This is a genomic window from Roseateles saccharophilus (assembly GCF_031458095.1).
In the GTDB taxonomy this organism is placed as follows: Bacteria; Pseudomonadota; Gammaproteobacteria; order Burkholderiales; family Burkholderiaceae_C; genus Pelomonas; species Pelomonas saccharophila_A.
Genome location: NZ_JAVDXU010000003.1, coordinates 463330 through 485979, shown reverse-complemented (window position 1 = coordinate 485979; position 22650 = coordinate 463330). Strand labels below are relative to the sequence as shown.

Annotated in this window: 22 protein-coding genes; 8 read left to right on the top strand and 14 right to left on the bottom strand. The window is 68.0% G+C overall.

The genetic code is table 11. The features are described from left to right. The first annotated feature begins 128 nt into the window (after positions 1-128). The 6 genes from J2X20_RS21250 to J2X20_RS21225 are packed head-to-tail and all read left to right on the top strand — an operon-like array spanning position 129 to position 8955. Complete coding sequence (locus tag J2X20_RS21250) at positions 129-695, top strand: PEP-CTERM sorting domain-containing protein (RefSeq protein WP_310269088.1); 567 nt, start codon at positions 129-131, stop codon at positions 693-695. Beyond that, on the top strand, positions 692-3502 hold the full coding sequence (locus J2X20_RS21245) for a pectate lyase family protein (RefSeq protein ID WP_310269085.1): 2811 nt from the start codon (positions 692-694) through the stop codon (positions 3500-3502). The genes J2X20_RS21250 and J2X20_RS21245 overlap by 4 nt, the downstream gene beginning before the upstream one ends. A gap of 33 nt (positions 3503-3535) precedes the next feature. Next, complete coding sequence (locus J2X20_RS21240) at positions 3536-6418, top strand: TonB-dependent receptor domain-containing protein (RefSeq protein ID WP_310269082.1); 2883 nt, start codon at positions 3536-3538, stop codon at positions 6416-6418. Positions 6419-6420: 2 nt separating this feature from the next. Beyond that, positions 6421-7713 carry a pectate lyase family protein gene (locus tag J2X20_RS21235; RefSeq protein WP_310269079.1) on the top strand — a complete coding sequence of 431 codons (1293 nt, stop codon included), beginning with the start codon at positions 6421-6423 and terminating at the stop codon, positions 7711-7713. After that, positions 7710-8459 carry a rhamnogalacturonan acetylesterase gene (locus tag J2X20_RS21230; protein ID WP_310269077.1) on the top strand — a complete coding sequence of 250 codons (750 nt, stop codon included), beginning with the start codon at positions 7710-7712 and terminating at the stop codon, positions 8457-8459. Before J2X20_RS21235 ends, J2X20_RS21230 begins: the two co-directional genes overlap by 4 nt. A 34-nt stretch (positions 8460-8493) precedes the next feature. Further along, complete coding sequence (locus J2X20_RS21225) at positions 8494-8955, top strand: hypothetical protein (protein ID WP_310269074.1); 462 nt, start codon at positions 8494-8496, stop codon at positions 8953-8955. A gap of 1 nt (position 8956) precedes the next feature. On the opposite strand, the gene J2X20_RS21220 is transcribed toward J2X20_RS21225, so the two are convergent. From J2X20_RS21220 to J2X20_RS21185, 8 genes are all read right to left on the bottom strand, one after another. Continuing rightward, positions 8957-9634, bottom strand: a complete 678-nt coding sequence (locus tag J2X20_RS21220) for a penicillin-insensitive murein endopeptidase (RefSeq protein ID WP_310269072.1) — start codon at positions 9632-9634, stop codon at positions 8957-8959. Then, positions 9631-9951 (bottom strand): divalent-cation tolerance protein CutA, encoded by a 321-nt coding sequence (cutA, locus tag J2X20_RS21215; protein WP_310269069.1) that lies wholly within the window; start codon positions 9949-9951, stop codon positions 9631-9633. The genes J2X20_RS21220 and cutA overlap by 4 nt, the downstream gene beginning before the upstream one ends. Before the next feature lie 5 nt (positions 9952-9956). Then, positions 9957-10358 (bottom strand): DUF3592 domain-containing protein, encoded by a 402-nt coding sequence (locus J2X20_RS21210; RefSeq protein WP_310269067.1) that lies wholly within the window; start codon positions 10356-10358, stop codon positions 9957-9959. Between the two features lie 19 nt (positions 10359-10377). Beyond that, positions 10378-10692, bottom strand: coding sequence for a hypothetical protein (locus tag J2X20_RS21205; RefSeq protein ID WP_310269063.1), 315 nt, complete (start codon positions 10690-10692; stop codon positions 10378-10380). Between the two features lie 132 nt (positions 10693-10824). Further along, the gene (locus tag J2X20_RS21200; protein WP_310269061.1) at positions 10825-11142 is read right to left on the bottom strand and encodes a hypothetical protein; all 318 of its coding nucleotides are present in this window, start codon (positions 11140-11142) and stop codon (positions 10825-10827) included. A 13-nt stretch (positions 11143-11155) separates the two neighbouring features. Beyond that, positions 11156-11614 (bottom strand): AAC(3)-I family aminoglycoside N-acetyltransferase, encoded by a 459-nt coding sequence (locus tag J2X20_RS21195; protein WP_310269058.1) that lies wholly within the window; start codon positions 11612-11614, stop codon positions 11156-11158. 17 nt (positions 11615-11631) lie between these two features. Next, the gene (locus J2X20_RS21190; RefSeq protein WP_310269055.1) at positions 11632-11991 is read right to left on the bottom strand and encodes a hypothetical protein; all 360 of its coding nucleotides are present in this window, start codon (positions 11989-11991) and stop codon (positions 11632-11634) included. Positions 11992-12073: 82 nt separating this feature from the next. Then, positions 12074-13168: a dienelactone hydrolase family protein gene (locus tag J2X20_RS21185; RefSeq protein WP_310269052.1), complete on the bottom strand. Its 1095-nt coding sequence runs from the start codon at positions 13166-13168 to the stop codon at positions 12074-12076. A gap of 74 nt (positions 13169-13242) precedes the next feature. On the opposite strand from J2X20_RS21185, the gene J2X20_RS21180 reads away from it, so the two are divergent. After that, a complete protein-coding gene (locus J2X20_RS21180) occupies positions 13243-14007 on the top strand; it encodes a substrate-binding periplasmic protein (protein WP_310269049.1) in 765 nt (254 codons plus the stop codon). Here the strand turns inward: J2X20_RS21180 and J2X20_RS21175 are convergent. The 6 genes from J2X20_RS21175 to J2X20_RS21150 are packed head-to-tail and all read right to left on the bottom strand — an operon-like array spanning position 14004 to position 20637. Further along, on the bottom strand, positions 14004-15284 hold the full coding sequence (locus J2X20_RS21175) for a TRAP transporter large permease (protein ID WP_310269996.1): 1281 nt from the start codon (positions 15282-15284) through the stop codon (positions 14004-14006). The two genes, J2X20_RS21180 and J2X20_RS21175, sit on opposite strands and share 4 nt — an antisense overlap. 25 nt (positions 15285-15309) lie before the next feature. Continuing rightward, positions 15310-15804 carry a TRAP transporter small permease gene (locus J2X20_RS21170; RefSeq protein WP_310269046.1) on the bottom strand — a complete coding sequence of 165 codons (495 nt, stop codon included), beginning with the start codon at positions 15802-15804 and terminating at the stop codon, positions 15310-15312. Continuing rightward, positions 15801-16757 carry a TRAP transporter substrate-binding protein gene (locus tag J2X20_RS21165; RefSeq protein WP_310269043.1) on the bottom strand — a complete coding sequence of 319 codons (957 nt, stop codon included), beginning with the start codon at positions 16755-16757 and terminating at the stop codon, positions 15801-15803. Before J2X20_RS21165 ends, J2X20_RS21170 begins: the two co-directional genes overlap by 4 nt. A gap of 9 nt (positions 16758-16766) precedes the next feature. After that, positions 16767-18368: a family 43 glycosylhydrolase gene (locus J2X20_RS21160; RefSeq protein ID WP_310269041.1), complete on the bottom strand. Its 1602-nt coding sequence runs from the start codon at positions 18366-18368 to the stop codon at positions 16767-16769. Next, positions 18365-19681, bottom strand: coding sequence for a pectate lyase family protein (locus J2X20_RS21155; RefSeq protein WP_310269037.1), 1317 nt, complete (start codon positions 19679-19681; stop codon positions 18365-18367). Before J2X20_RS21155 ends, J2X20_RS21160 begins: the two co-directional genes overlap by 4 nt. Then, complete coding sequence (locus tag J2X20_RS21150) at positions 19681-20637, bottom strand: sugar kinase (RefSeq protein WP_310269034.1); 957 nt, start codon at positions 20635-20637, stop codon at positions 19681-19683. Before J2X20_RS21150 ends, J2X20_RS21155 begins: the two co-directional genes overlap by 1 nt. 219 nt (positions 20638-20856) lie before the next feature. On the opposite strand from J2X20_RS21150, the gene J2X20_RS21145 reads away from it, so the two are divergent. Continuing rightward, positions 20857-22647: an aspartyl protease family protein gene (locus J2X20_RS21145; protein WP_310269031.1), complete on the top strand. Its 1791-nt coding sequence runs from the start codon at positions 20857-20859 to the stop codon at positions 22645-22647. The last annotated feature ends 3 nt before the right edge of the window (positions 22648-22650 follow it).

Genomic DNA, 22650 nt, shown 5'->3' with positions numbered 1-22650 from the left:
TAGATCCGCACAGGGCACGGACCTGTCGTCTGTGCCCTTCCTTGCTGGCGGGACCCTGCAGGTCTCCTGATCCCGAAGAAGTGTCGGCCGCTCCCGAGGCGGGCCAGACCTCAACCCCGGAGACAAACATGAAGACCTACAGGACCCTCGCGGTCGCAGCCGCCGCATGGCTGGCCGCGACTTCCGCCCAGGCGGCCTACACCCTGCCGGCGGCCACCGTCATCACCGGACAGGTCAGCGGCGCCAGCACGACGCTGCTCGGCCTGGACCATGGCTTCGCCGACGAACCGGGCAGCAACACGACGGCACTCGCCCCGTCCGACCTCGAATTCCTGAGCGGCGACGCTCTCGTGGCCATCGACTTCTTCAGCGACGGCCAGGTGCAGGTCTGGAACAACAGCGGCGCCACCGGCCTGGCCGGCAGCTACAGCTTCAGTTTCAGCTTCGCCGGCATCGGCCTGCCCATTGCCAGCTTCGCCCTGCTGGACCTGAGCGGCGTCAACGGCGGCAGCATCAGCGCGCAACTCACCGGGCCGAATACCATCAGCCTGACGCTGAACAACCTCAGCTTCACGAGCGAGTTCGGCAGCTTCACGACGCAGCTGAGCGTCAATGCCGTGCCCGAGCCCACCAGCCTCGCGCTCGCCGGGGCGGGCCTGGGCCTGCTGGCCTTGCGCAGGAGGGCTCGCGCATGAAGCTCCTCAAGCAACTGGGCGGCCTGGCCGCACTGCTGGCCCTGAGCCTGCCCGCCCACGCCGTCGATGCGGCGCTGCAGACCGCGCCCACCGACGGCTGGGGCGCCGGCACCGTCGGCGGCAGCGCCGCCACACCCGAGCACATCTACACCGTGCACAACCGTGCCGAGCTGCTGAACGCGCTGGCCAATGCCGGCAACGCGGCCAAGATCATCAAGGTGGCCGGCACCATCGACATGACCGAGGGTACGCCCTTCGCAAACACGGCTGACCAGAAGGTGAGGGCGCGCGTGCGCCTGACGAGCAACACCACCCTGATCGGCGAAGGTCCCGGCGCCGGCTTCGTCAACGCCTGGATAGACATCACCAGCGTCAGCCAGGTCATCGTGCGCAACCTCCATCTCGTCGCGCCCTGCGACGTCGGCCCCATCTGGGACCCGAACGACGGCGCCCTGGGCAACTGGAATTCGCAATACGACGCCATCGGCATCGTCACGGCGACCCAGGTCTGGATCGACCGCAACACCATCACCGACGCGCCGGTCACCGACGACACCCTCCCCATCGAGAACGGCAAGACCAAGCAATGCCATGACGGCGCCATCGACGTCACCAAGGGCGCCGACCTCATCACCATCTCCTACAACCTCGTCACCCAGCACGACAAGGCCATGCTGATCGGTGGCTCGGACAGCCTGACGAGTGATGCGGGCAAGCTGCGCATCACCATCGCCAACAACGTCTTCAACGGCGTGGTGCAGCGCGTGCCGCGGGTGCGCTTCGGCCAGGTTCATGTCTTCAACAACTACTTCGTCGGCAGCAAGACCGCCAGCCCCTACGCCCACAGCTACAGCGTCGGCGTGGGCAAGCAGGCCAACATCCTGTCGCACGCCAATGTCTTCGCCATCGATGGCGCGGCGGGCTGCGACAGCGTCGTCACCTATCCGAGCTCCGATCACAGCGGCGTTTTCCAGGACAGCGGCTCGACGCTGAATGGCGCCCCTCTGGGCGCCTGCAGCGTGGCCCCGGGCACGGCCTTCACGCCGGGCTATGCCTACAAGCCGCGGCCCGCGGCCCTCGTCAAGGCCAACAACCTGGCCCTGGCCGGCGCCTGGAAGATCTCGACGCAGATCAGCGGCAGCGGCAATGTCAGTGAGGTCGGCGGCACCAAGGTCCCGGCGGCCAATGAGAGCAACGTCCACACCGACACGCGGCTGTCGCTGTCCTTCGATGCGCCGCCCACCATCGGCAGCGCGGGCAAGATCAATGTCTACCGAACCAGTGACGACGTGCTGGTGGACAGCATCGACCTCAGCACGGCGCCATCCGCCAGCGACACGCAGGTGGTGCTCGCCCGCACCAACCTCGAGATCGATGCGCTGGGCCTGGGCGCCATGCCCGATGGCGCCACTTTCGCGCGCTATGTCTGGTACCGGCCCGTCAGCGTCAACAACAGCACGGCCGCGGTCAAGCTGCACAGCAACAAGCTGGACTTCGGCACCAGCTATTACGTGACCATGGATGCCTCGGTGCTGTCCGGCACGATCAAGGGCGCCGCCTTTGCCGGCATCGCCAAGGCCGACGGCTGGAAGTTCACGACCCGCGCGGCGCCCGCGAGCTTCACGAACGTCAACGTCGACGACAGCGGCACCACGGCCGATTTCCGCACCCTGCAGGGCGCGCTGAACTGGGTCATGAAGAACTGCTCGACCAACAGCCCGGCTGCCAATGGCTGCAACACGGTCGCGACACCCAAAACCATCCACCTGGCCAACGGCAGCTATCCCGAGCTCAACATCCTGCGCAAGGTGTCCAACCTGAGCATCGTCGGCGAGAGCCGCGACGGTGTCGTGGTGGGCGACGTCAACTTCGAGTCGCTGAACTCGGGCAGCGGCGCGAGCAGCGCTTCGGCCGGCACGGCCCTGAGCACTTCGGGCAAGACGGTCGGCCATCGCGTCCTCGGCGGCGGCCGCGCGGCCTGGCTGGTCGAGACCTCCGACCTGCTGACGCTGCAGAACTTCACGCTGCGGAACCCGCATGTCCGCAGCACCAGCTGGGACAACCAGGCCGAGGCCGTCTACTTCAACACCAGCACGACGGCCGCGGCGGCGCGCTTCGTGGCCAAGCAGATGAACTTCCTGAGCCAGCAGGACACCCTGCAGCTCAAGGGCTACAACTGGATTTACCAGTCCCTGGTCGCCGGCAACGTCGACTTCATCTGGGGCAGCGTGATGGCCAGCCTGTTCGAGGATTGCGAGATCCGCTCGGTGGCCGACACGGCCAGCAGCTCGGCCGGCTTCATCCTGCAGTCCCGCGCCACGGCCGGCGACAAGGGCTTCGTCTTCCTGAACAGCCGGCTCACCGCCGACGCAAGCGTGAGTCAGGCCTATCTCGCCCGCAGCGGCGGCACGACGGCGACGACCTATGTCGACCACATCGCCTTCGTGAACACGAGGATGGGCGCGCACATCCTGCCCGTCGGCTGGTGCGTGGGCACGGGCACGAGCAAGACCGGCGTCGGCACCGGCAGTTGCGGCAGCAATCCGCCGTCCTGGACCGGCACCGCCGACGGCGGCACGACCGACACGGTGGGCTGGCGCGAGTTCGGCAGCATGGACCTGAGCGGCGCGCCGCTGGATGTCAGCGCACGCCTGGGCCTGGCCTCGGTCAAGGTCGCCAACGTGCCGACCAATGTCGTGCTGGCCAAGCCCCTCGGTTCGGCCGCCGGCCTGACGACGCGCGCCGAGGTCTTCCAGAACTCGACCATCGCCACCGGCGCGCCCGGCGGCTGGGTGCCTGCGCCCTGAGCCCATCAACAAAGAAGAACCACGGAGACCCCCATGAAGAAGACCCCCCGCCTGACCCTGTGCGCCAGTGCCGTGCTGTCGCTGTGCGCCATGGCCCACGCCCAGACCGGTGATGCGCCAGCGTCGCTGGAGCGCATCCAGATCACCGGCTCCTCCATCAAGCGCCTGGCCGGCGAGACGGCCCTGCCGGTGTCCGTCGTCAAGTCAGAGGAGCTGGAGGCGCGCGGCCACACCGAGTTGAAGGACCTGGTGCTGGAGATGCCGCAGTCCCTGTCCCTGGGCACCAACAGCGGCGCGGCGGGCCCCATGCTCAATCTGCGCGGCCTCGGCCCCATGCGCACGCTGACGCTGCTGAACGGCCGCCGCATGGCCAACGAGCCGCTGCAGGACCAGTACGTCTCCGTCAACGTCATCCCGCGCATGGCCCTGGACCGCGCGGAGACACTGCGCGACGGCGCCTCGTCCATCTACGGTTCCGACGCCATCGGCGGCGTGCAGAACTTCTGGACCTTCAACAGCTTCAAGGGCGCGCGCGTCAAGGCGGAGTGGAACCAGCCTGAGCATTCCGGTGGCGGCGAGACCAAGGCGATTGGCGCCATCGTTGGCGTGGGCGACCTGAATGCCGATGGCTGGAACGCCTATCTGTCGCTGGACCACCAGCGCAAATCGGCCCTGTTCAAGATCGACCGGCCCGAGCTGTATGACTACTCGGTGCTGTCGGCCATGGGCCTGGGCCTGGTGCCCGACAACAAGAACCCCAGCCCGACGGCCAACTTCGGATTCGCGACCGGCGCCAACTCCAACTACAACCCGGCCTTTGCAACCGGCTGCGCCGCGCCATATTCGCTGCCGACTCTCGGCGCCGGCAGTGTCGCGACGCCGCCCACTTATTCGAACGCTGGCTGCTACCGCAACCCCAACTTCTACGACGCCATCACCGACGGCAGCGAGATCACCAATGTTTTCGGCAAGCTGAGCTGGAAGCTCAACAACGACCACACGCTGACGCTGGAAGGGCTGCACAGCAAGTTCAACGTGCAGAAGTACCGCGGCATGCAGGTGCCCGGCGCGACGGCTCCGGCCACCACCTACAGCATGCCGGCCACGAGCAGGTTCTACCCCGGCAAGGGCATCACGCCGGCCGTCAAGGTCGTGGGCAGCAACACCGGCGCCAATTCGCCGACGATGTTCCTCGACGCGAGCAAGACGCCCGGCACCGTCACCGACCTGAACATGAACAACCGGACGATCTTTTTCGTCTGGGGCCCGGCCGAACTGGGTTCGGCCTACCGCAACGACGAGCAGACCAATGACCGCCTGGTGCTGGCGGCCGAGGGCACGGTGGCCGGTTTCGACTACCGGGTCGGCCTGAACTACGGGCGCTCGCTGCGCGACACCCGTGCCGGCGGCGGCTACATCCTCTATTCCAAGGCCCAGGAAGGCTTCACCAAGGGCATCCTGAATCCCTTCGGCCTGCAGGACGCCGAAGGCCTCGAGTACCTGAAGAGCATCGAGGCCAGCGACTACAGCTACCGCGTCAACCGCGCCTACAACCAGAGCGTGGACGCGACGCTGACGCGCTCGCTGATGGATCTCCCCGGCGGCCCGCTGATGCTGGCCGTGACGGGCGAAGTGCGCCGCGACTCGGCCAAGGTGTCGCCCGCGCCGCTGGACTATGTGACCAAGGACGCCAACGGCAAATACCTCATCGACGCCTTCGGCAACGTCACCAAGCACGACCTCGTCGGCGAGACGCCGGTGGGCGTGGCGCGCGACCTGAAGCGCGACATCAAGTCGGCCGTCATCGAGGTCGATGCGCCCGTGACCAGGCGGCTGAGCCTGAACGCCGCGGTGCGCTCCGACAGCTACAGCGACCTCAAGACGACGACGGTCAACCCCAAGCTGTCGGCCCGCTACCAGGCCCTGGACGAGCTGGTGCTGCGCGCCTCGGCCAACACGGGCTTCCGGGCGCCCTCCATCATGGACATCCAGAACCCGACGCCGGAGGTTCGTACCCAAACCATGGACGACCCGGTGCTGTGCCCGAGTGCCACGCCGACCGTGGCCAACACCGGCAACCCGGTCAACGGCTACACGCGCGACCAGGTCTGCAACCAGACCATGAGCTACTGGACCAAGTCGCCGGACAACAGCTTCCTCAAGCCCGAAAAGTCCAAGGGCTGGACCCTGGGCCTGGCGCTGGAGCCCACCAAGGGCCTGTTGATGACGGCCGACTACTGGGGCATCAAGCTCACCGACATGCTGGGCGCCGTGGCCATCGCCGAGGTGCAGCAGCAGCCGGCCAAGTACGCGACCAACATCATCCGCAAGGCCGACGGCACCATCGACTACATCATCGCCAGCCAGGCCAACCGCGGTGACACCAGCATCCGCGGTCTGGACCTGTCTCTCGCCTACCGTGTGAACACGCCCGTCGGCCAGGCCAGCTTCCTGCTGGACGGCACCTATTACGAGAGCTACCGCTTCACGGCCGAGAAGGGCGGCGAGGTGCTGAGCAATGTCGGCATCATCACCAACGACGCCCGCTACGGCGGCGCGGGTGTCAACTCGGGCCTGGCCGGCATGCCGCAGATCAACCCGCGCTGGAAGCACACGGCTTCCGTCGGCCTGCGCAATGGCCCGTGGTCGGGGCTGGTCTCGGTGCGCTACAACACCGGCCTGACCGACATCACGCCGCGTGCCGGCTCCACGGTGAACCGTGTCAGCCCCTACAGCCAGTACGGCGCCAGCCTCGCCTACTCGGGCTTCAAGGGCCTCAAGCTCAGCCTCGCGGTCAACAACTTCACCAACGCCAATCCGCCGGTCACGTCCAACACCATCTACACGGGCTATGTCACCAGCCTGGCGGATGTGTTGGGCCGGGCCTGGAAGGTCACGGCGGATTACACGTTCTGAACATGCGCAGCTTTCGCTTGTTGATGATGGCGGCCCTGCTGGCCGTCGGACCGGTCCAGGCCACGGGCATTGCCTACAAGGGCTGGACGGCCACCGAGGGCGGCCGTGGCGGCCGCATCCTCAAGGTCACGACGCTGGCGGCCTCCGGACCCGGCAGCCTGAAGGAGGCCATCGAGGCGACGGGCCCGCGCATCGTCGTCTTCGAGGTCGGCGGCGTCATCGACATGGGCGGCCAGCCGCTCAAGATCAAGGAGCCCTTCCTGACGCTGGCCGGCCAGACGGCGCCCGACCCCGGCGTCAGCGTCATCAAGGCCGAGACGACCATCGCCACCCACGACGTCGTCATCCAGCACCTGAGCTTCAGGCCCGGCGAGTTCGGCCGGCCCAAGAAGGGCGGCGGTGACCAGGACGGCATCTCGACGCTGGGTGGGGCGCACGACGTCATCGTCGACCATTGCAGCTTCTCCTGGGCCACCGACGAGAACCTGTCGGCCAGCGGCCCGCGCTTCGAGGGCAAGACGCCTGAAGACTGGCGCAAGGGCACCTCCCACCGCATCACTTACGCCCACAACCTGATCTACGAGGGGCTGGGCAACTCGGTGCACGAGAAGGGCGAGCACAGCAAGGGCAGCCTGATCCACGACAACACCAGCGGCGTGCTGATCTACGCCAACGTCTATGCGTCCAACCGGCAGCGCAATGCCTTGTTCAAGGGCGGTGCGCAGGGGGCCATGGTCAACAACTACATCTTCAACCCCGGCGACCGCGGCGTGCACTACAACCTGCTGGCCAACGAGTGGACGGGCCAGCCCTGGCAGGTCGGTCGTCTCACGCTGGTGGGCAATGCCATGCGCCATGGCCCGAGCACGGTGGCCGGCACGGCCTTCTTCACCATGCTGGGCCAGGGCGATTTGGAACTGCACATGAACGACAACCTGGCGCACGACGCGCAAGGCCGCCCCGTGCCGCTGCTGGGCAACAACGCGCAGACGACGGGCAAGCTCATCGTCATGGCCAAGCCCGAACTGCCCGCCGGCCTGGCCATCCGGTCGGCTGCCGACCTGGCGCGCGATCTACCGGCGCTGGTTGGCGCTCGGCCCTGGGCGCGTGATCCGCTGGATGCGAAGTTGCTGGCCGACATGGCGAATGGCAAGGGCAGGCTGATCGACTCCGAAGTCGAGAATGCCCTCGGCTACCCGCGCCATGCGCCGACCCAGCGCGCGTTCAAGCCCGAGGACTGGAACCTCGACGACATGAGTCCCAAGGCCGGTTGGCCTGTTGCCGCAAAACCATGAAACTGCCTTCCCTGCTTTTTTCTGCCCTGCTGCTGAGCGGCAGCACCATCGCCCAGACGCCTGCCGCCTCCGCCCCGCGTGGTGAGACCACCGCCAACGTCGCCACCGGCCCGCGCCTCATCCTCGTCGGCGACTCGACGATGGCGCCGCGCAGCGGTTATGGCAATGCGCTGTGTGCGCGCTTCCAACAGGTCGCCTGCATCAACCTCGCGCGCGGCGGCCGTTCCAGCATGAGCTTCCGCGCCGAGGGCCTGTGGGCCACGGTCATGACCTTGCTCAATGAAGGCACCAGCAAGCAGAAGACCCTGGTGCTGATCCAGTTCGGCCACAACGACCAGCCCGGCAAGCCCGGCCGCTCGACCGACCTCGCCACCGAATTCGGTCCCAACATGACGGGCTATGTGAAGGAAGTGAAGGCGGCCGGCGCCGAGGTCGTGCTCATCACGCCGTTGACGCGCCGGACCTTCAAGGAGGGCGAACTGACCAACGACCTGCGCCCTTGGGCCGAGGCCATCATCAAGGTGGGCGCCGACCAGGGCGTTCAGGTCCTCGACCTGAACGCCATCAGCCATGCCGCTGTTGCCGCCATGGGCCAGCCCGCAGCCGACACGCTGGCCGAGGCGCCGCCACGCTTTGACCGCACCCATCTTGGCCCCAAGGGCGCAGAGCTGTTTTCGGGGCAGGTGATGGAGGGGTTGATCAAGCTCAGGCCGGAGCTGGTGACGGCGAAGACGCTGGGGTCCTGAGCGCCGCGCTGGCGGGCTGGCATAGGATGCCTCGATGGGCTATCACGTCACCCTCCTGCGCTCAAGCCAAGGCAAGCAAATTCCCATCTCCCTGGAAGAGGCGAGTGCCGCTGCAGCGGCACTTGATGGCTGGAGCTACAGCGACACGCCACCCACATTCACCTTTGCAGCCGCCGACACCAGCTTCTGCCTCTGGTACCAGGAAGGCGAGCTCTGGACCAAGAATCCGGACGAAGGGTGCATCGATGCGATGCTGGCGCTGGCCAAACGGCTGGACGCGAGGGTTCGCGGCGACGAGGGGGAAACCTATGACGCCGGAACGACCTACCAGCATCCCGACGACATCCAGCTCCAGGCTGAAATGGAAGCCGCATCGAAGGTGTTGATCGCCGGTGAACTCAAGCGGCAGAAGTTCTTCCGCAATGCCATCGTCGGTTTCTTTGTTCTGCTCGGGGGCATAGGTTTTCTTGTCGGCAAATGGCTTGAAAGGCACTGAATCAAGGCATCGGCTTGCAGCGCACCGCAAAGTCCACGTGGTAGTGCTCGTCGTGCCGCACCCAGGGTTTGGCCTTCATGAAATGCAGATGCTGCTGCAGCCATGCCCCGCGCGGCGTCGCGAACAGGTGGGGCAGGAAGGGGTGGTCGAGGATGACCTGGGTGATGCCCAGGTCCCGAGCGGCAGCGGCGCGATGCAATTCGTACAGATGCTCAGCCAACGCAGGGAAGTCGATGCGGTACTCGCCCCAGCGGCCCTGGGCATCGAATTCAATGTCATAGCCCCACTTGTCGCCCACTTCGGTCGGTATCGGCACGGAGCGGCCGGCGGCGTTGCGCACCGGCACGAAGAAGTCCACCGACAGCCCGTTCTGGTGGGAGCGATGCGGCCGCAAGCGCCCACCCGACGGCCAGCCTGTCTCGCCGTAGACGTAATGGACCTCGGGTGTGCGCAAAGCCAGCGCGGCATAGGCGTCAGTGACGATGTCGGCGACCTTGGCATGCACATGCGTGCGGCCCAGCGTGACGCCGAGGCGGCTGTAGGGCGAGAAGTTGGGGCCATGGGTGGGCAGGGCCACGCCGGCTTCGAGGCGACCCTTGCTGACCGTGCCGAAGCACTCGCTTGCCGCGGCGGGCGCGGCGATGCTCAACGCCACGATCAACAGCCGCGCGCGCGTCACGTTGGGTCTGCGAGCGAGCCCAGCACCCAGGCCGCGTACTCGGCCGTGCCGGCGATGACGGGCAAGGCAAAGATGGCTGGCAGTTCGTAGGGGTGCTGCTCGCGCAGCAGGCTTTCCAGCGCGGCGTAGTGCTGCCGTGTGGTCTTGAACATCAGCCGCACCTCGGCCTCGCACTCGACGGCACCCTGCCAGCGATAGGTGCTGCGTATGGTCTCGGTCTGCACGCAGGCGGCAAGTTGCTGCTCGACGGCAGCGCGGGCCAGCACGTCGGCCTGCTCCTGGCTGGAGACGGTGGTGAAGACGGCCAGCAGGTCCATGCCGGTCAGCGCCACAGGATTCCCATTATGGAGATCAGCGTGAGGGTGGCGATGGATCCCGTGGCCAGCAGCAGGATAGATGGCAACCACAACTGGGACCAGGTGGCGATCTGCGCCTTGGGATCATGCCCCGAGCGCTCCCTGACCATCACGGGCACGGCCTCGCCCAATGCGCACGCGCCTGAGCCCCGCAGCTCGGCGCGCTGGCCGTTGCGCAGCTGGAACTCGACCCGGTAGTAGCGCTGCCACCGGCCATAGATCCGATAGCGCCATTCCTTGACGACTGTGCCTTGAACCCGATAAGCCTGCGTCAGAAACACAACTTGCCTGGCGCCAGTCGCAAGGCCGGCCGTGGTCAGGCCGAGCGCAAACAGGCCGAAGGCGAGGATGACCAGGGTCACGGCCATGGCTGCCGGCGCGACGCCTTCACTTCTTCGCCGCCGGCCTGTGGATCATCGTCCGCTGGAACCAGGCCTCGTTCATGCGCGACAGGAAGTCGGGCGTGATCAGGAAACCGCAGCCATCCCCGATCACCGCCTCAGAGCCACAGTGCGGGCACATGGCGGTCTGTTCGTTGATGGCCTTGGGGTCGTCCATGTTCTGCACCGTCAGGCCGGTCCAGCCGACGATGGCATCGGGCTTGAAGATCTGCACGCAATTGCAGCAGCCGCAGCGCTTGCTCTTCTCGATCTGGGCGTAGTTGTTGGTCGTGTAGCGGTAGGCGGCGAGCAATTCGTTCATGGTGATGGCAGTCAGACGCGCGGGTAGTTGGAGTGTGACTTTGCCGTGGGCGAAATGCCATGGCGGCAAACGACATGTTCGGGCTTCATCCTCAAGCTTGTGCGGACAAAGGCCTCGCCTGGGCGGCCAAGCTCATGGGCAGATGTGATCCAGCCGGGTCCTGACTTTGCCCACGGCACCGCCCGTCGCTGGCAGGAAGGCAAGTTGGACCTGTTTGCACGGGAAGCTGGAGAGTTGGCGGCGGCAGATCCCCTCGCCCGCCTTGTCGTTCAGGCAGTCGAAGCCGTGCTGGGCGAGGCTGGCGCGGGCTTGCTCCAGCGACGACGAGGGCGGCACCAGCGCGGCGATGTAGTTCGCCAGCTGCTCGTTGTCCTCGAAGCGCTGGGACGGGCTGCAGCCTGCTGACAGGATGGCGACCGCGAGAAGGACTGGCAGGGGCCTGATGGGCATATGCGTCCTGGACCTACTCAGGCTTTCCGTCTCGTGGCGGGATGTCGAAATGCAGGACGTCCTCGCGAACGCCCAGCTTGGTGTACAGCGCGATGGCTGCGTCGTCGCCATGGTCGGCCTGGACATAGATGACGTAGGCGCCACGCAGCGCAGCGAGCCGCTGGAGCTCCCCGATCATGGCTGTGGCCACACCCTGGCGCCGGTGTGCCGCATGGACGGCGAGGTCGTAGATGTAGATCTCGCTGCGCGCCTGCTCAAACTTGGGCAGCACATAGGCCGCGAGGCCGCCGACGAGGGCTGTGCCGTCGAAGGCGCCAATGGCGATGAAGCCCTCGCTCGTGAGCAGGCGGCCCAGGTAGCCGTCGTCGGGCTGCCGCGCGAGGTAGGCCTGCGGGTCATCGAAGGCTTCGGCAAACAGGGCCAGCATGGCGCGCAGGCTCGCGCTGTCGTCGGCACCGAGGACGCGGGGCACGGGGTATGGGCGATGGTTCAATGCCGGAAGAGGGGTAACAACACCGCCGGCAGCAGCGTCACCAGCAATGTCAGGCAGCCCAGCATGGCCGGGCTGGCAATCAGCGCGAGCTCGGCGTAGCGCCGAGGCGTGGCGGGACGGTTGCGTTGCAGGTGCAGGCCGTTGAGCCACAGGGCCAGCATCGACAGCAGCGCGCTGCCGGCGATGGCCAGGCCGGCCTTCACCAGGTAAACCATGAAGCCGAGCTCACCGCGCGGGTGCTTCGCCCACTCCATGTAGTCGGTGACAACGTAGATCATGAAGAGGCCGGGCAGCACGACGGATGCGCCGCCTATCCACCAGGAGGCGCGGCGCAGTCCTTCGTTGTTCTGTGGCATGGCGTGATGAAAAGCTTGCTGGCGCATGCGGCGCCCGTCCGACGTGGGTTGCATCGACTATGCCAGCGACGCCGGCCGCCGTTCAGCGGCCCTGCCGCTGCAGCCAGGCCAGCGCGGCCGCCTGTTGGGGCGCGTCGAAGCGATGGCCGCCCTCGGTGGCGAGGGTGCTGAAGGCTGCGCGCCGTGGCGCCCAGGCGCGTGCGAGGTTTGTCCAGGCGGCCTGCACGGCTTCCCAGGGGAAGAGGCGGTCGTCCGGCGAGCCGAACAGCAGCAGCGGCCGCGGTGCGATCAGGGCCGCCACGTCGGGGTGATCCAGCTCCGCCGCCAGGCCCGGATGCACCATGCTGAAGGCCGATTGCCCCACCAGCGTGTGCTCGCCCGGCCGCAGCAGGCCTTCGCGTGTGCACATCCAATGCGCGGCGACGCAGGCCGAGACCTCGTCGCAGACGGCAGCCAGTTGCCAGGCGCGCAAGGCGCCCATGGAGAAGCCCAGCACGGCCACGCGTTTCGCGTCCACATCCGGCCGCTCGCGCAGCCAGCGGTGTGAGCGCAGGTCGTCGCTGGCAATCAGGCCAGCCCAGCTGTGGCCGAGCTGCATCAGGTGGTTGGCCAGGGCCTGCTGGTCGTCGCGGGCCAGGCCGGGGCGGCTGCGTTCGCCCCAGCCGAGGGCGTCGATGGCCAGTACGGCAAAGCCTGCTTCCGCCAGGGTGTCGCCAACGAACTGGCCGCCGAAATAGCGCTGCACCCAGGCCTCGGCGGAGGGGCTGGGCTGGAGCGGACGGATCAGCTTCTCCTTGCCGATGTCGAAGCGCGCGCCGTGGTCGTGCAGCAGCACGATGGCCGGATGCGGACCGGCGCCGCGGGGCCGCAGATAGAGGGCCGGCACGCGGTCGCCGAGGGCGCCGCGCAGCGTCAGCGACAGGGCGGTGTGGCTGCCGCGGTCCTCTTCGGCGAGCACCTCGGTCGCGAAGCCGCTGCCGTCGTCGCCGGGCAGCAGGATGTGCCGCCGCGCCCTGTCCAGGGCCTCGCGGCGCCAGCCGGCGTCGGGCCGCCAGGCCAGGCGAGGGCGCCAGGCTTGCTGCGCGCGGGCCAGCGTGTCGTCCAGTCCAGCGGCGCGACCGAGCAGCGGCCATAGCGCCAGACCGGCGAGCAGGCGGCGACGGACGGTTGCCCTCATGGTCTGACTGGAGCCCCAAGGCCCTGGCGCTGTGCCAGAGTCGGGAGGCGCCACCCTGAAAAATCGCGAGTAAAATGCTGCGCCGCCGTGATGCCTGCTTGCTGCCCCTGGCCTTGGCCGGTGCCTGGGCCTGGGGTGACGACGGCAAGCTGCCGCTGCGCATAGGCTGGAGCGACTACCCGCCTTTCCAGCGCCCCGGCCCCAGCGGCAGCCCCCAGGGCCTGGACGTGGAATTGCTGGAACTGCTGGCGGTGGCCGCGGGCGAGCGCCTGCAATGGCTGCGCCGGCCCTGGGCGCGGCAGATGGCGGACGCGGCCCAGGGTGAGCTGGACCTCATCCCGTCGGCGACCCCGACCCCGGAACGCCTGAGCTTTGCCGAGTTCACGCAGCCCTATCGGAACGAACGGGTGGCCCTGTTGGGGCTGGCGGGTACGGCGCCCTTGCATCGCTTGGCAGAGCTGAAGGGGCGGCCGGTCAAGATCGGCTTCATCCGCGGCGTGGCTTTTCCGGTGGCGGTGCGGCGCGAACTCGAGGACCCGGAACTGCAGCGCCTGCTGCAGCCGCTGTATGCCAACGACCTGACCTTGTCGGCCCTGCGCGGCCACCGGGTGGACTACGTCATCGACGATCCGGCGACCCTGCTGCTGCGGGCCGCGCGCGAACCCGGCCAGGCCCTGGAGGTGGTGCTGGAGCTGGCCGTCAGCCCCGTGCACCTGCTGGTGTCCAAGCGGGTGCTGGAGGCCAGGCCCGACTTGCTGGCAAGGCTCAACCAAGGCCTCCAGCGGGCCCGCCACCAAGCCGAATGGGGCCAGGTGCTGGCCCGCTATCCGGGCCTCTAGCCACCCACCCATTTCGGCAGCGCCATCGACAGCGCCGGGACGTAGGTGGCCGCCAGCAGCGTCACGAGCAGGGCGCCGTAGAAGGGCGCGATGGAGCGCATCACCTGGCCGACGCTGACGCCGCCGATGGCGCAGCCGACGAACTGGGTGCTGCCCACCGGTGGCGTGTTCAGGCCCAGGGCGCAGTTCAGCAGCATGACGACGCCGAACTGGGTCGGGTCCATGCCGGCCTTCATGCAGATGGGCAGGAAGATGGGCGTGCAGATCAGGATGGTGGCCGCCATGTCCAGGAAGGTGCCGAGCACGAACAGCAGCACATTGACCCACAGGAAGATCAGCCAGGCCTGGTTGCCGCTCATCTGTTCCAGCCATACGCCGGTCTTCTGCGGCACCTCGTACAGGGCCATGAAGTAGCCGAAGGCGGCCGAGATGCCGATCAGCAGCAGCACGACGCCGGTGGTCTTGCAGGCCTTGGCGCAGGCCTCCAGGAAGCCGCGCCAGGACAGCGAGCGGTAGACGATGCCGGTGACGATCAGGGCCCAGCAGACGGCCGTGGCGGCCGACTCGGTGGCCGTGAACACACCGCTGAGGATGCCGCCCAGGATGATGACGATGACGAACAGCCCCGGCAGCGCCGCCATGAAGGCCGCGAAGACGGCGGGCCAGCCGGGGAAGGCGCCATGCGTGGGATAGCCGCGCTTGCGCGCCACGCCGTAGGCCGCGACGAGATTGGACAGCGTCAGCAGCACCGCCGGGATCAGGCAGGCCAGGATGAGGTTGAAGACGCTGACCGCCGCGATGCCGGCCGTGGCCAGCACATAGATGATGAGGTTGTGCGAGGTCGGCATCAGCGCGCCGACCAGGGCCGCATGCGTCGTCACATTGACCGCGTAGTCGGCGTCATAGCCCTCACGCTTCATCAGCGGGATCATCACCGAGCCCATGGCCGACACGTCCGCCAGCGGCGAGCCGGCCACGCCGCCGAACAGCGTGCAGCCCAGCACATTGCTCATTCCCAGGCCGCCGCGCACATGGCCCACCAGCCGGTTGGCGAAGTTGACGATGCGCTCGGCGATGCCGCCATGCAGCATCAGCTCGCCGGCGAAGATGAAGAAGGGAATGGCCAGGAAGGAGAAGACCTGCATGCCGCCCACCATCTTCTGGAAGACAATGGCCATGGGCAGGTCGGCCGCGAAGGCCGTGGCGACGGAGGACAGGCCGATGGCAAAGGCCACCGGCACGCCCAGCAGCAGCAGCAGCACGAAGCTGCCGCACATGATCCAGAGTTCGAGTCCTTCCACCTCAGACCCCCGCTTCTTCGACGCTCTGGCCACGCCACAGCGCGATCAGGTGCTCGATGCAGAACAGCATGATGAGGACGCCGGAGATGACCAGGGGCAGGAAGTCCATGCCCTCGGGCACGCCCAGCATGGGCTTGGGCTCGTCCCATTTCAGCGTCAGCCATTCCCAGCCGGCCACGGCCATCAGCACGGCGAAGGCGATGACGCAGACGTGGATCAGGGCTTCGGCCACGCGCTGCGCGGCCTTGGGCAGCAGCACCACCAGGGACTCCATGCCGAGGTGGCCGGCGTCGCGCACGCCCACCGCCACGGCCAGCGCCGTGATGTAGAGCACCAGCAGCAGGGCGAAGGGCTCCGTCCAGGTCGGCGAGTCGTTGAGCAGATAGCGGCCCACGACCTGCCACTGCACGCAGACGACGAGGACGACGAGGCCGAGCACGGCCGCGCGCAGCGACCAGCGCGACAGCGCCGCGCAGAGCTTGGTGTATGCGCTCATTTGATGTCGTTGATCATCTTGACCAGCGCCTGCAGTTCGGGCGTGCTGACGAACCTGGCGATGACCGGCTGCACGGCCTTGCGGAAGGCCTCGCGGTCGGGTTCGACGATCTCGCTGCCGGCGGCCTTCACGGCGGCCAGGGCCTTGGCCTCCTGCGCATCCCAGCGTTCGCGCTCGACGGCGACCGAGGCCTTGGCGGCTTCGCGCAACTGCTTGCGCTGGTCGGGTGTCAGCTTGTCCCAGATGCGCTTGCTGATGAACAGCCCCTCGGGCGTCATCGAGTGCTCGGTGCGGCTGTAGAACTTGGCCGCCTCGAAATGGCGGAAGCCCTCGTAGCTCGGCACATTGTTCTCGGCCGCGTCGATGAGGCCGGTCTTGAGCCCCGTGTAGACCTCGCCGATGGGCATGGGCGAGGGGTTGGCGCCCAGGGCCGTCATGGCGGCCACCCAGAGGTCGGTCTGCTGCACGCGGATCTTGAGCCCCTTCATGTCCGCCAGGGTCTTGATGGGCTTGCGCGCATAGACCGAGCGCGCGCCGGAGTCGTACAGGGCCAGGCCCACCATGCCCTGGTGCTCGCAGGCCTTGAGGATCTCCTCGCCCGCCGGGCCGTCGAAGGCCTTGCGCATATGGGCGGTGTCGCGGAACAGGAAGGGCAGGGAGGGCACCAGGGTTTTGGGGCACATGGCCGTCAGCGGCGCGAGGTTGACGCGCGTCATCGCCAGCGCGCCGAGCTTGACCTGGTCGATGGTTTCCTTCTCGCTGCCCAGGGCGCCCTTGTTGAAGACCTTGACCGTCAGCGCGCCGCCACTGCTCTTGGCCAGCAGCTGGCCCAGGTGCTTGACGGCGACGACGGTCGGGTAGTCGTCGCTGTTGTGCACGTCGGCGGATTTCAGTTCCAGCGCCCAGGCGCCGGTGCAGGCCAGCGCGGCGAGCAGGGTGAGGGTCTTCTTCATCGGTGTCTCCTAGTCGAGGGCGCGATAACGCAGCTTGGACAAGCGCGCTTCGCCGTTGCCGGCGGCGTAGATGGCCGGCCGCAGGCTGGCGAAGCCGCCCGCGGTGTTGTGGTGGTAGCCGCTCACGTCCATCTGCACCGGGAACTTGCTCCAGGGCTGGCTGGCATCGGCGCGGCTGAACAAGGTCAGCACATGGCGCACGCAGCGCAGCTTCAGCTGCATGTGCCTTGCGATGCTGCTGGGCTTGGGGATGGCGCGGATGTCCTGGCCGTAGCGGTGCAGCTGGAAGTTTTTCGCGTTGGCACCCATGCCGGCATACAGGCGTGGGCTGTAGAACATCACGACGCCGGCCTGCACGCCTTCGTCGAAGTCCAGGTCGAACTCGACCTCGAAAGCCGGGTCGCCTTGGATGAAGCCCAGCGGCGGGCTGTCGCCGGGGCCTTTGCTGCCGGCGGCGCGCAGATGCAGCTTGCCGTCCGCCACGCGGGCACGCGAGGCCTGGCCAGTGCCGCTGAGAAATTGCCAATGGGCTTGCAGCGCGTTGCCGGCAAAGTCGTCGGACAGTGGCAGCCCATGCGGCAAGGCCTGCCCACCTTGAGGCTTGGGCAGGGGAACGCCATCGTCGGCATCGACGTGGAACCAGCCGTCGGCGCTGAAGCGCGCCGGCGCCAGCAGCATCTGCCGGCCCAGAGTGTGAAAGCTGTTCTCGTAGCCGTGATAGAGCATCCACCAGTCGCCCGCCGGCCCTTGCACCAGGCTGCCATGCCCGCGCGACCACCAACGTTCGCGCGGTGAGCGGGTGCGCATCAGCGGGTTGTGCGGCGCCTGTTCCCAGGGGCCATCCAGCGTGCGGCTGCGCGCGGCGATGACCATGTGGCCGGTCGGCGGCCCGGCCGTGCCGCCGACGGCCAGCAACATATGCCACCAGCCACCGTGGCGCAGTATCTTGGGGCCCTCGGGCGAGAAGCTCTCGACGTCCCAGTCCTCGGGATAGCGCCAGGGGTCGTAGACATGCTCGATGGGGCCGGCGAGCTTCAAGCCGTCGTCGCTCAAGCGCACGCGGTCGCCGCCGCTGAGGAAGAGCCAGCGCTGCCCCTTCTCGTCGGCGACATGGGTGGGGTCGATATGCCTGGGCAGGCCCAGCGCCACCGGCCTGGACCAGGGCCCTTCGATGCGGTCGGCCCAACTGACGAGGATGTCGTTGGGCTGGGCCTTGACCGGCAGATAGAGGTAGTAGCGGCCGCCGTGCTTGCACAGGTCGGGCGCCCAGACGCTGCCCACGGCTTCATGCAGGGCGTTGGTGACGGGCTGCCAGTTGACGAGGTCGCGCGAATGCCAGATCAACAGGCCCGGCACGGCCTCGAAACTGCTGTGGGTCAGGTAGTAGTCATCGCCGTCCTTCAGCACCGAGGGATCGGGGCGGTCGCCGGCCAGCACGGGATTGAGATAGCGGCCATCGGCCATGTCGGCCTTGCGCTGGCCTTCGATGCCCTGGGGCCAAGGCTGGCAAGGCGGCAGATAGGGCTGGCCCGGCGCATCGCTGCAGTCGACCGCTCCCCAGGTCGGTGGAACCGCCAACAGCGCAAGCAAGCCGCGGCGGTCCAGGCTCACTTCGAGACCTGCGTGAACAGCGATTGCCAGCCCGCCTTCGGGCTCATGTCGGCGAGGTTCCAGTCCGCTTCGACGAAGGCGCGCTGCGTCGGCTTGCGCTGGGGCAGGCCCGCGGGATTGTTCTGGGTCTCGTCGTCGATGAGCTGGCCGCGGTCCTCGGCGATGTCGGACAGCTGCTTGAAGTCCAGCGGGTCGCGCGCCCAGGGCCGCGAGCCGACGTAAAGGGGCAGCAGCTTCTCCAGTTCGCGCGGCGGCAGCCAGTTCAGGCCCGCCGGCAGATAGGGCTGACGCACCGGAATGATCTCGGCACTCGTCGTGTAGCGGCCCGTCATCGGCAGCGGCTGGCCCTGGCGATCGACGGCCAGGTTGTCCTGCTCGTAGAGCTGCACATCGCCGACGCCGCCCAGCGTGAACAGAGGCAGGTTGCGCTCGGTGCCGGGGCCGGCACGGTAGACGTTGCCGGCCAGCGTGACCTTGCCGACTTGGTAGGGCCGGCCCACCCATTCGTGGGCGATGAGGTTGTAGTGCACGGCACGCCAGCCGGGGTTGTAGATCAGGTTGTTGACCATGGCGCCCCAGACCCCGCCCTTGAACAGCGCATTGCGCTCGCGGTTGGAGGCGTAGACATTGCCCAGCAGCAGGATCTGCGTGGCGTTGTCGTGGATCAGCGAGCCCTTGCTGTGCTCGCCCTTGATGTGCACGGCTTCATTCAGCCCCTCGTAGATGAGGTTGTGGCTGTAGGTGATGGCGTGGGAGGTGTGGGCGCGCCAGTCGTCGGGCGTGGCGCCCTCGAAGCGCCGGCCACCGACGGAGAGGTTCTCGTCCGTGGCCCAGGAGAAGGAGCAGTGGTCGACGATGACACGCTCGGCGCCGTCGGCGGTCGAGAAACCGTCGTGGTCGTTGCCGCTGCGCTTGGCCCGCCCGTAGGCGCCGGGGCGGATGCTGATGTGCTGCAGGATGACGTCCTTGGCAAACACTTCCAGCTCGCCCTTGACCAGGGTGATGCCGGGGTCGGGCGCGGTCTGGCCGGCGATGGTGATCCTGCCTTCGCGCAGCTTCCAGCTCTTGCCGCCCAGGTCGATGACGCCGCCCACCTCGAAGACGACGATGCGCGGGCCCGGCGTGTCCAGGGCCGCCTTCAGGCTGCCCGGGCCGTCGCTGGCCAGCGTGGTCACGCGCAGGACCTTGCCGCCCTGGCCGCCGGTGGTCTGCGCCCAGCCGGCGTGGACATAGGTGGCGGGATGCAGGGGGGCGGTGCTGCTCTGCGCATGGCAGAGCCCGGCCGCGAGGGCCAGGGTCAGGACGATTCGCATCAACTTCCCATCAGGTCTTGCATGGCCTCGCGCGGGATCAGCGCGCCGGGGTGCTGGATGACGCGGGCCGCCAGCCGGTTGCCGAAGGCGGCGCTTTCGGCCGGTCCCGCGCCATGCAGGCGCTGGCTCAGATAGCCGGCGGCGAAGGAGTCGCCGGCCGCCGTCGTGTCGACGACGCGGGCCACGGTCTCGGTCAGCACGTCCTGCCAGACATGGTTGAGGCCGACGCGGGCGGGCAGGGCGCCGCGCTTGATGGCGATCTCGGCCACCGGCAGGGCCTGGGCCGCGGTCACGGCAGCATCCAGATCGCTCAGGCCCTGCAGGGCCTGGTGGTCGTCGGCCGTGATGAGGGCGACGGTGGCGGCGGCGAAGGCGCGTTGGTACCAGTAGCGTGCATCGGCCACCGAGTCCCACAGCCGCGGGCGGTAGTTGTTGTCGAAGGCGACCAGCTTGCCGGCGGCGCGCATGCGCGTCATCAGCGCCAGCGCGCGCTCGCGGCCGGCCGGCGGCAGGATGGCCAGGCTGATGCCCGACAGGTAGAGCGCATCCAGCGCATCGGCCTGTTCCTCCAGCGCCGTCGCTGCGCCGTCGAAGTAGGACCGGGCCGCCGCCTGGCCGCGCCAGTAGTGAAAGCGCCGCTCGCCGCCCTCGTCGAGCTCGATCAGATACAGGCCAGGCAGCCGCCCGGCCAGGCGCTGCACCAGGCCGGTCTGCAGCCCTTCGGCGGCCCAGCGCTCCAGCAGGCCGGTGCTCAGGGAGTCGTCACCCAGGGCGGTCGCGTAGTGCACGCGCAGGCCCGGGCCGCCGCAGCGGGACAGGTAGACGGCAGTGTTCAGCGTGTCGCCGCCAAAGCTCTGACGCAGGGCGCCGAAGGCCTGGCCCTGCAGCTCCAGCATGCATTCGCCCAGGGCGGCAATGGACACCGGCCGGGAGGCCGCCGAGGAAAAGGTGTTCACGGATAGAAAATGAAACAGCGGTTCAATAAAGATATCTTATGCGGTTCATTTTCATCACATGGTTTACCCCGGCCGATCCCGGTGCCGAGCGTTGCGCCCTGGCCAGGCGGCGGGCCACCCCGGCATTCGGGGGAGTCCGCGGTTCTCGTCCTGCCGGGCTGGCTTAGAGTGCCGCCGCGTGCCGGAGTGCATGCCAAGACAAGAAGCCAGGGAGAACCGATGAAGACAACAAGTCGTGCGTTGGCCACGCTGGCCTTGGTAGCCGCCGCGCTGTCCGCGGCGCCGCCGGCCTGGGCGCAATGCAAGCTCAGCAAGCTGGAGATCGCGGTCCGCATCGTCAACCAGCGCCCCGTCGGCACGCTGAACCTGAATGGCACCGAGGTGTCCATGCTGATCGACAGCGGTGCCTTCTACAGCTTCCTGACCCCCTCGGTGGCGGCCCAGCTCAATCTGAGGCTGAAGAGCCTGCCCGACGGCATGCGCATCTATGGCTATACCGGCGCCATCGAGGCCCGGGTGGCGCGCGTCGAGAAGGTGATCTTCCAGCGCACCGAACTCAGCAATGTCGAGTTCATCGTCGGCGGCAACGAGCTGGGCTCGGGCATCCAGGGCATCCTGGGGCGCAACTTCCTGTCCATGGCCGACGCTGAATACGACCTGGCCCATGGCGTCGTGCGCCTGATGTTCCCCAAGGGCGACTGCGACAAGACCAACTTTGCCTACTGGGCGGGCGACGCGCCCGTCATCGAAGCGGCTATGGACTTTGGTTCGCATGGCCAGGACACGGCCATCCGCGTCAGGCCCCGCATCAACGACCTGGAGGTGCGGGCGCTTCTGGACACCGGCGCGCCGCGCACCTCGCTGAAGCTGCGCGCGGCCAAGCGTGCCGGTGTGAAGGAGAAGGATCTGGTCGAAGTCGGCCGTGTCGGTGGCGCCGGCGTGGGTCGCGTGCGTTCCTGGACCGGCGTGATCGCTTCTTTCGAACTGGGCGGCGAGAAGATCGGCAACAACGAACTGGGCGTGGATGACGCCGGCGTCGACGACGAGGACATGCTGATCGGCCTGGACTACTTCCTGTCCCACCGCATCTATGTCTCGCGCCTGCAGCGCAAGCTCTATGCCACCTGGAACGGCGGGCCGGTGTTCGCGCGCAGCGCGCCCGGCCAGTACGACCAGCGCTATGCGGCGCGGCCCGAGGACATCGCTCCCGACGACGCCGAGTCCCTGGCCCGGCGCGGCGAGGCGTCGGCGGCGCGCGGCGAACTGGCCCAGGCCCTGGCCGACCTGAACCGGGCCTGCGAGCTGGCGCCCCAGTCCGGCACCAACTTCTTTGCCAGGGCGCGGGTGCACGCGGCGATGAAGCAGTTTGGCAAGGCGCGGCAGGACCTCGACGAGGCCCTGCGCCTGCAGCCCGGCCTGCATGAAGCGCTGGCCATCCGCGCCTCGGTGCGCATGGCCGCGGGCGACCGCACCGGCGCCCTCGTGGACCTGCTGGTGCTGGACACGGCCCTGCCGCCGTCCTCGCATCTGCGGCAGGGCATGGCCGAGACCTATGTGCAGCTGGAACTTCCCACCGACGCGCTGCGCCAATGGGCCCTGTGGGTGCCCACGCATCGCAGCGACGCGCACATGGCCCAGGTCCTCAACAGCCGCTGCTGGCTGCGCGCCCGCCTGAATCTCGACCTGAAGCTGGCCCTGGACGACTGCAAGGAGGCCGTCAGCCGCGACCGCGGCGAGGCCGCCTTCCGTGACAGCCTGGGCTGGACCCAGCTGCGCCTGAACGACGCGGCCGCCGCCCTCAAGGCCTTCGACGCCGCCCTGGAGATCAAGCCCCTGGCCTTCTCGCACTACGGCCGCGGACTGGCCCAGCAGCGCCTGGGCAACGCGGAAGCCGCTCGGCGCGACCTGGCGGCGGCGCGCAAGCTCAGGGAAGACATCGATGCCGCCGTCAGGGCGGCGGGCTTCCCGGTCGCCGACGACGCCCCCAGGCCGCCGGCCCCGGCCTCCTGAAGG

Bases quoted from the DNA above. Each gene is read 5' to 3' on its own strand.
- J2X20_RS21250 (WP_310269088.1), top strand. From the start codon at position 129: ATGAAGACCTACAGGACCCTCGCGGTCGCAGCCGCCGCATGGCTGGCC.
- J2X20_RS21245 (WP_310269085.1), top strand. From the start codon at position 692: ATGAAGCTCCTCAAGCAACTGGGCGGCCTGGCCGCACTGCTGGCCCTG.
- J2X20_RS21240 (WP_310269082.1), top strand. From the start codon at position 3,536: ATGAAGAAGACCCCCCGCCTGACCCTGTGCGCCAGTGCCGTGCTGTCG.
- J2X20_RS21235 (WP_310269079.1), top strand. From the start codon at position 6,421: ATGCGCAGCTTTCGCTTGTTGATGATGGCGGCCCTGCTGGCCGTCGGA.
- J2X20_RS21230 (WP_310269077.1), top strand. From the start codon at position 7,710: ATGAAACTGCCTTCCCTGCTTTTTTCTGCCCTGCTGCTGAGCGGCAGC.
- J2X20_RS21225 (WP_310269074.1), top strand. From the start codon at position 8,494: ATGGGCTATCACGTCACCCTCCTGCGCTCAAGCCAAGGCAAGCAAATT.
- cutA (WP_310269069.1), bottom strand. From the start codon at position 9,951: ATGGACCTGCTGGCCGTCTTCACCACCGTCTCCAGCCAGGAGCAGGCC.
- J2X20_RS21210 (WP_310269067.1), bottom strand. From the start codon at position 10,358: ATGGCCGTGACCCTGGTCATCCTCGCCTTCGGCCTGTTTGCGCTCGGC.
- J2X20_RS21205 (WP_310269063.1), bottom strand. From the start codon at position 10,692: ATGAACGAATTGCTCGCCGCCTACCGCTACACGACCAACAACTACGCC.
- J2X20_RS21200 (WP_310269061.1), bottom strand. From the start codon at position 11,142: ATGCCCATCAGGCCCCTGCCAGTCCTTCTCGCGGTCGCCATCCTGTCA.
- J2X20_RS21190 (WP_310269055.1), bottom strand. From the start codon at position 11,991: ATGCCACAGAACAACGAAGGACTGCGCCGCGCCTCCTGGTGGATAGGC.
- J2X20_RS21185 (WP_310269052.1), bottom strand. From the start codon at position 13,168: ATGAGGGCAACCGTCCGTCGCCGCCTGCTCGCCGGTCTGGCGCTATGG.
- J2X20_RS21180 (WP_310269049.1), top strand. From the start codon at position 13,243: ATGCTGCGCCGCCGTGATGCCTGCTTGCTGCCCCTGGCCTTGGCCGGT.
- J2X20_RS21175 (WP_310269996.1), bottom strand. From the start codon at position 15,284: ATGTGCGGCAGCTTCGTGCTGCTGCTGCTGCTGGGCGTGCCGGTGGCC.
- J2X20_RS21170 (WP_310269046.1), bottom strand. From the start codon at position 15,804: ATGAGCGCATACACCAAGCTCTGCGCGGCGCTGTCGCGCTGGTCGCTG.
- J2X20_RS21165 (WP_310269043.1), bottom strand. From the start codon at position 16,757: ATGAAGAAGACCCTCACCCTGCTCGCCGCGCTGGCCTGCACCGGCGCC.
- J2X20_RS21155 (WP_310269037.1), bottom strand. From the start codon at position 19,681: ATGCGAATCGTCCTGACCCTGGCCCTCGCGGCCGGGCTCTGCCATGCG.
- J2X20_RS21145 (WP_310269031.1), top strand. From the start codon at position 20,857: ATGAAGACAACAAGTCGTGCGTTGGCCACGCTGGCCTTGGTAGCCGCC.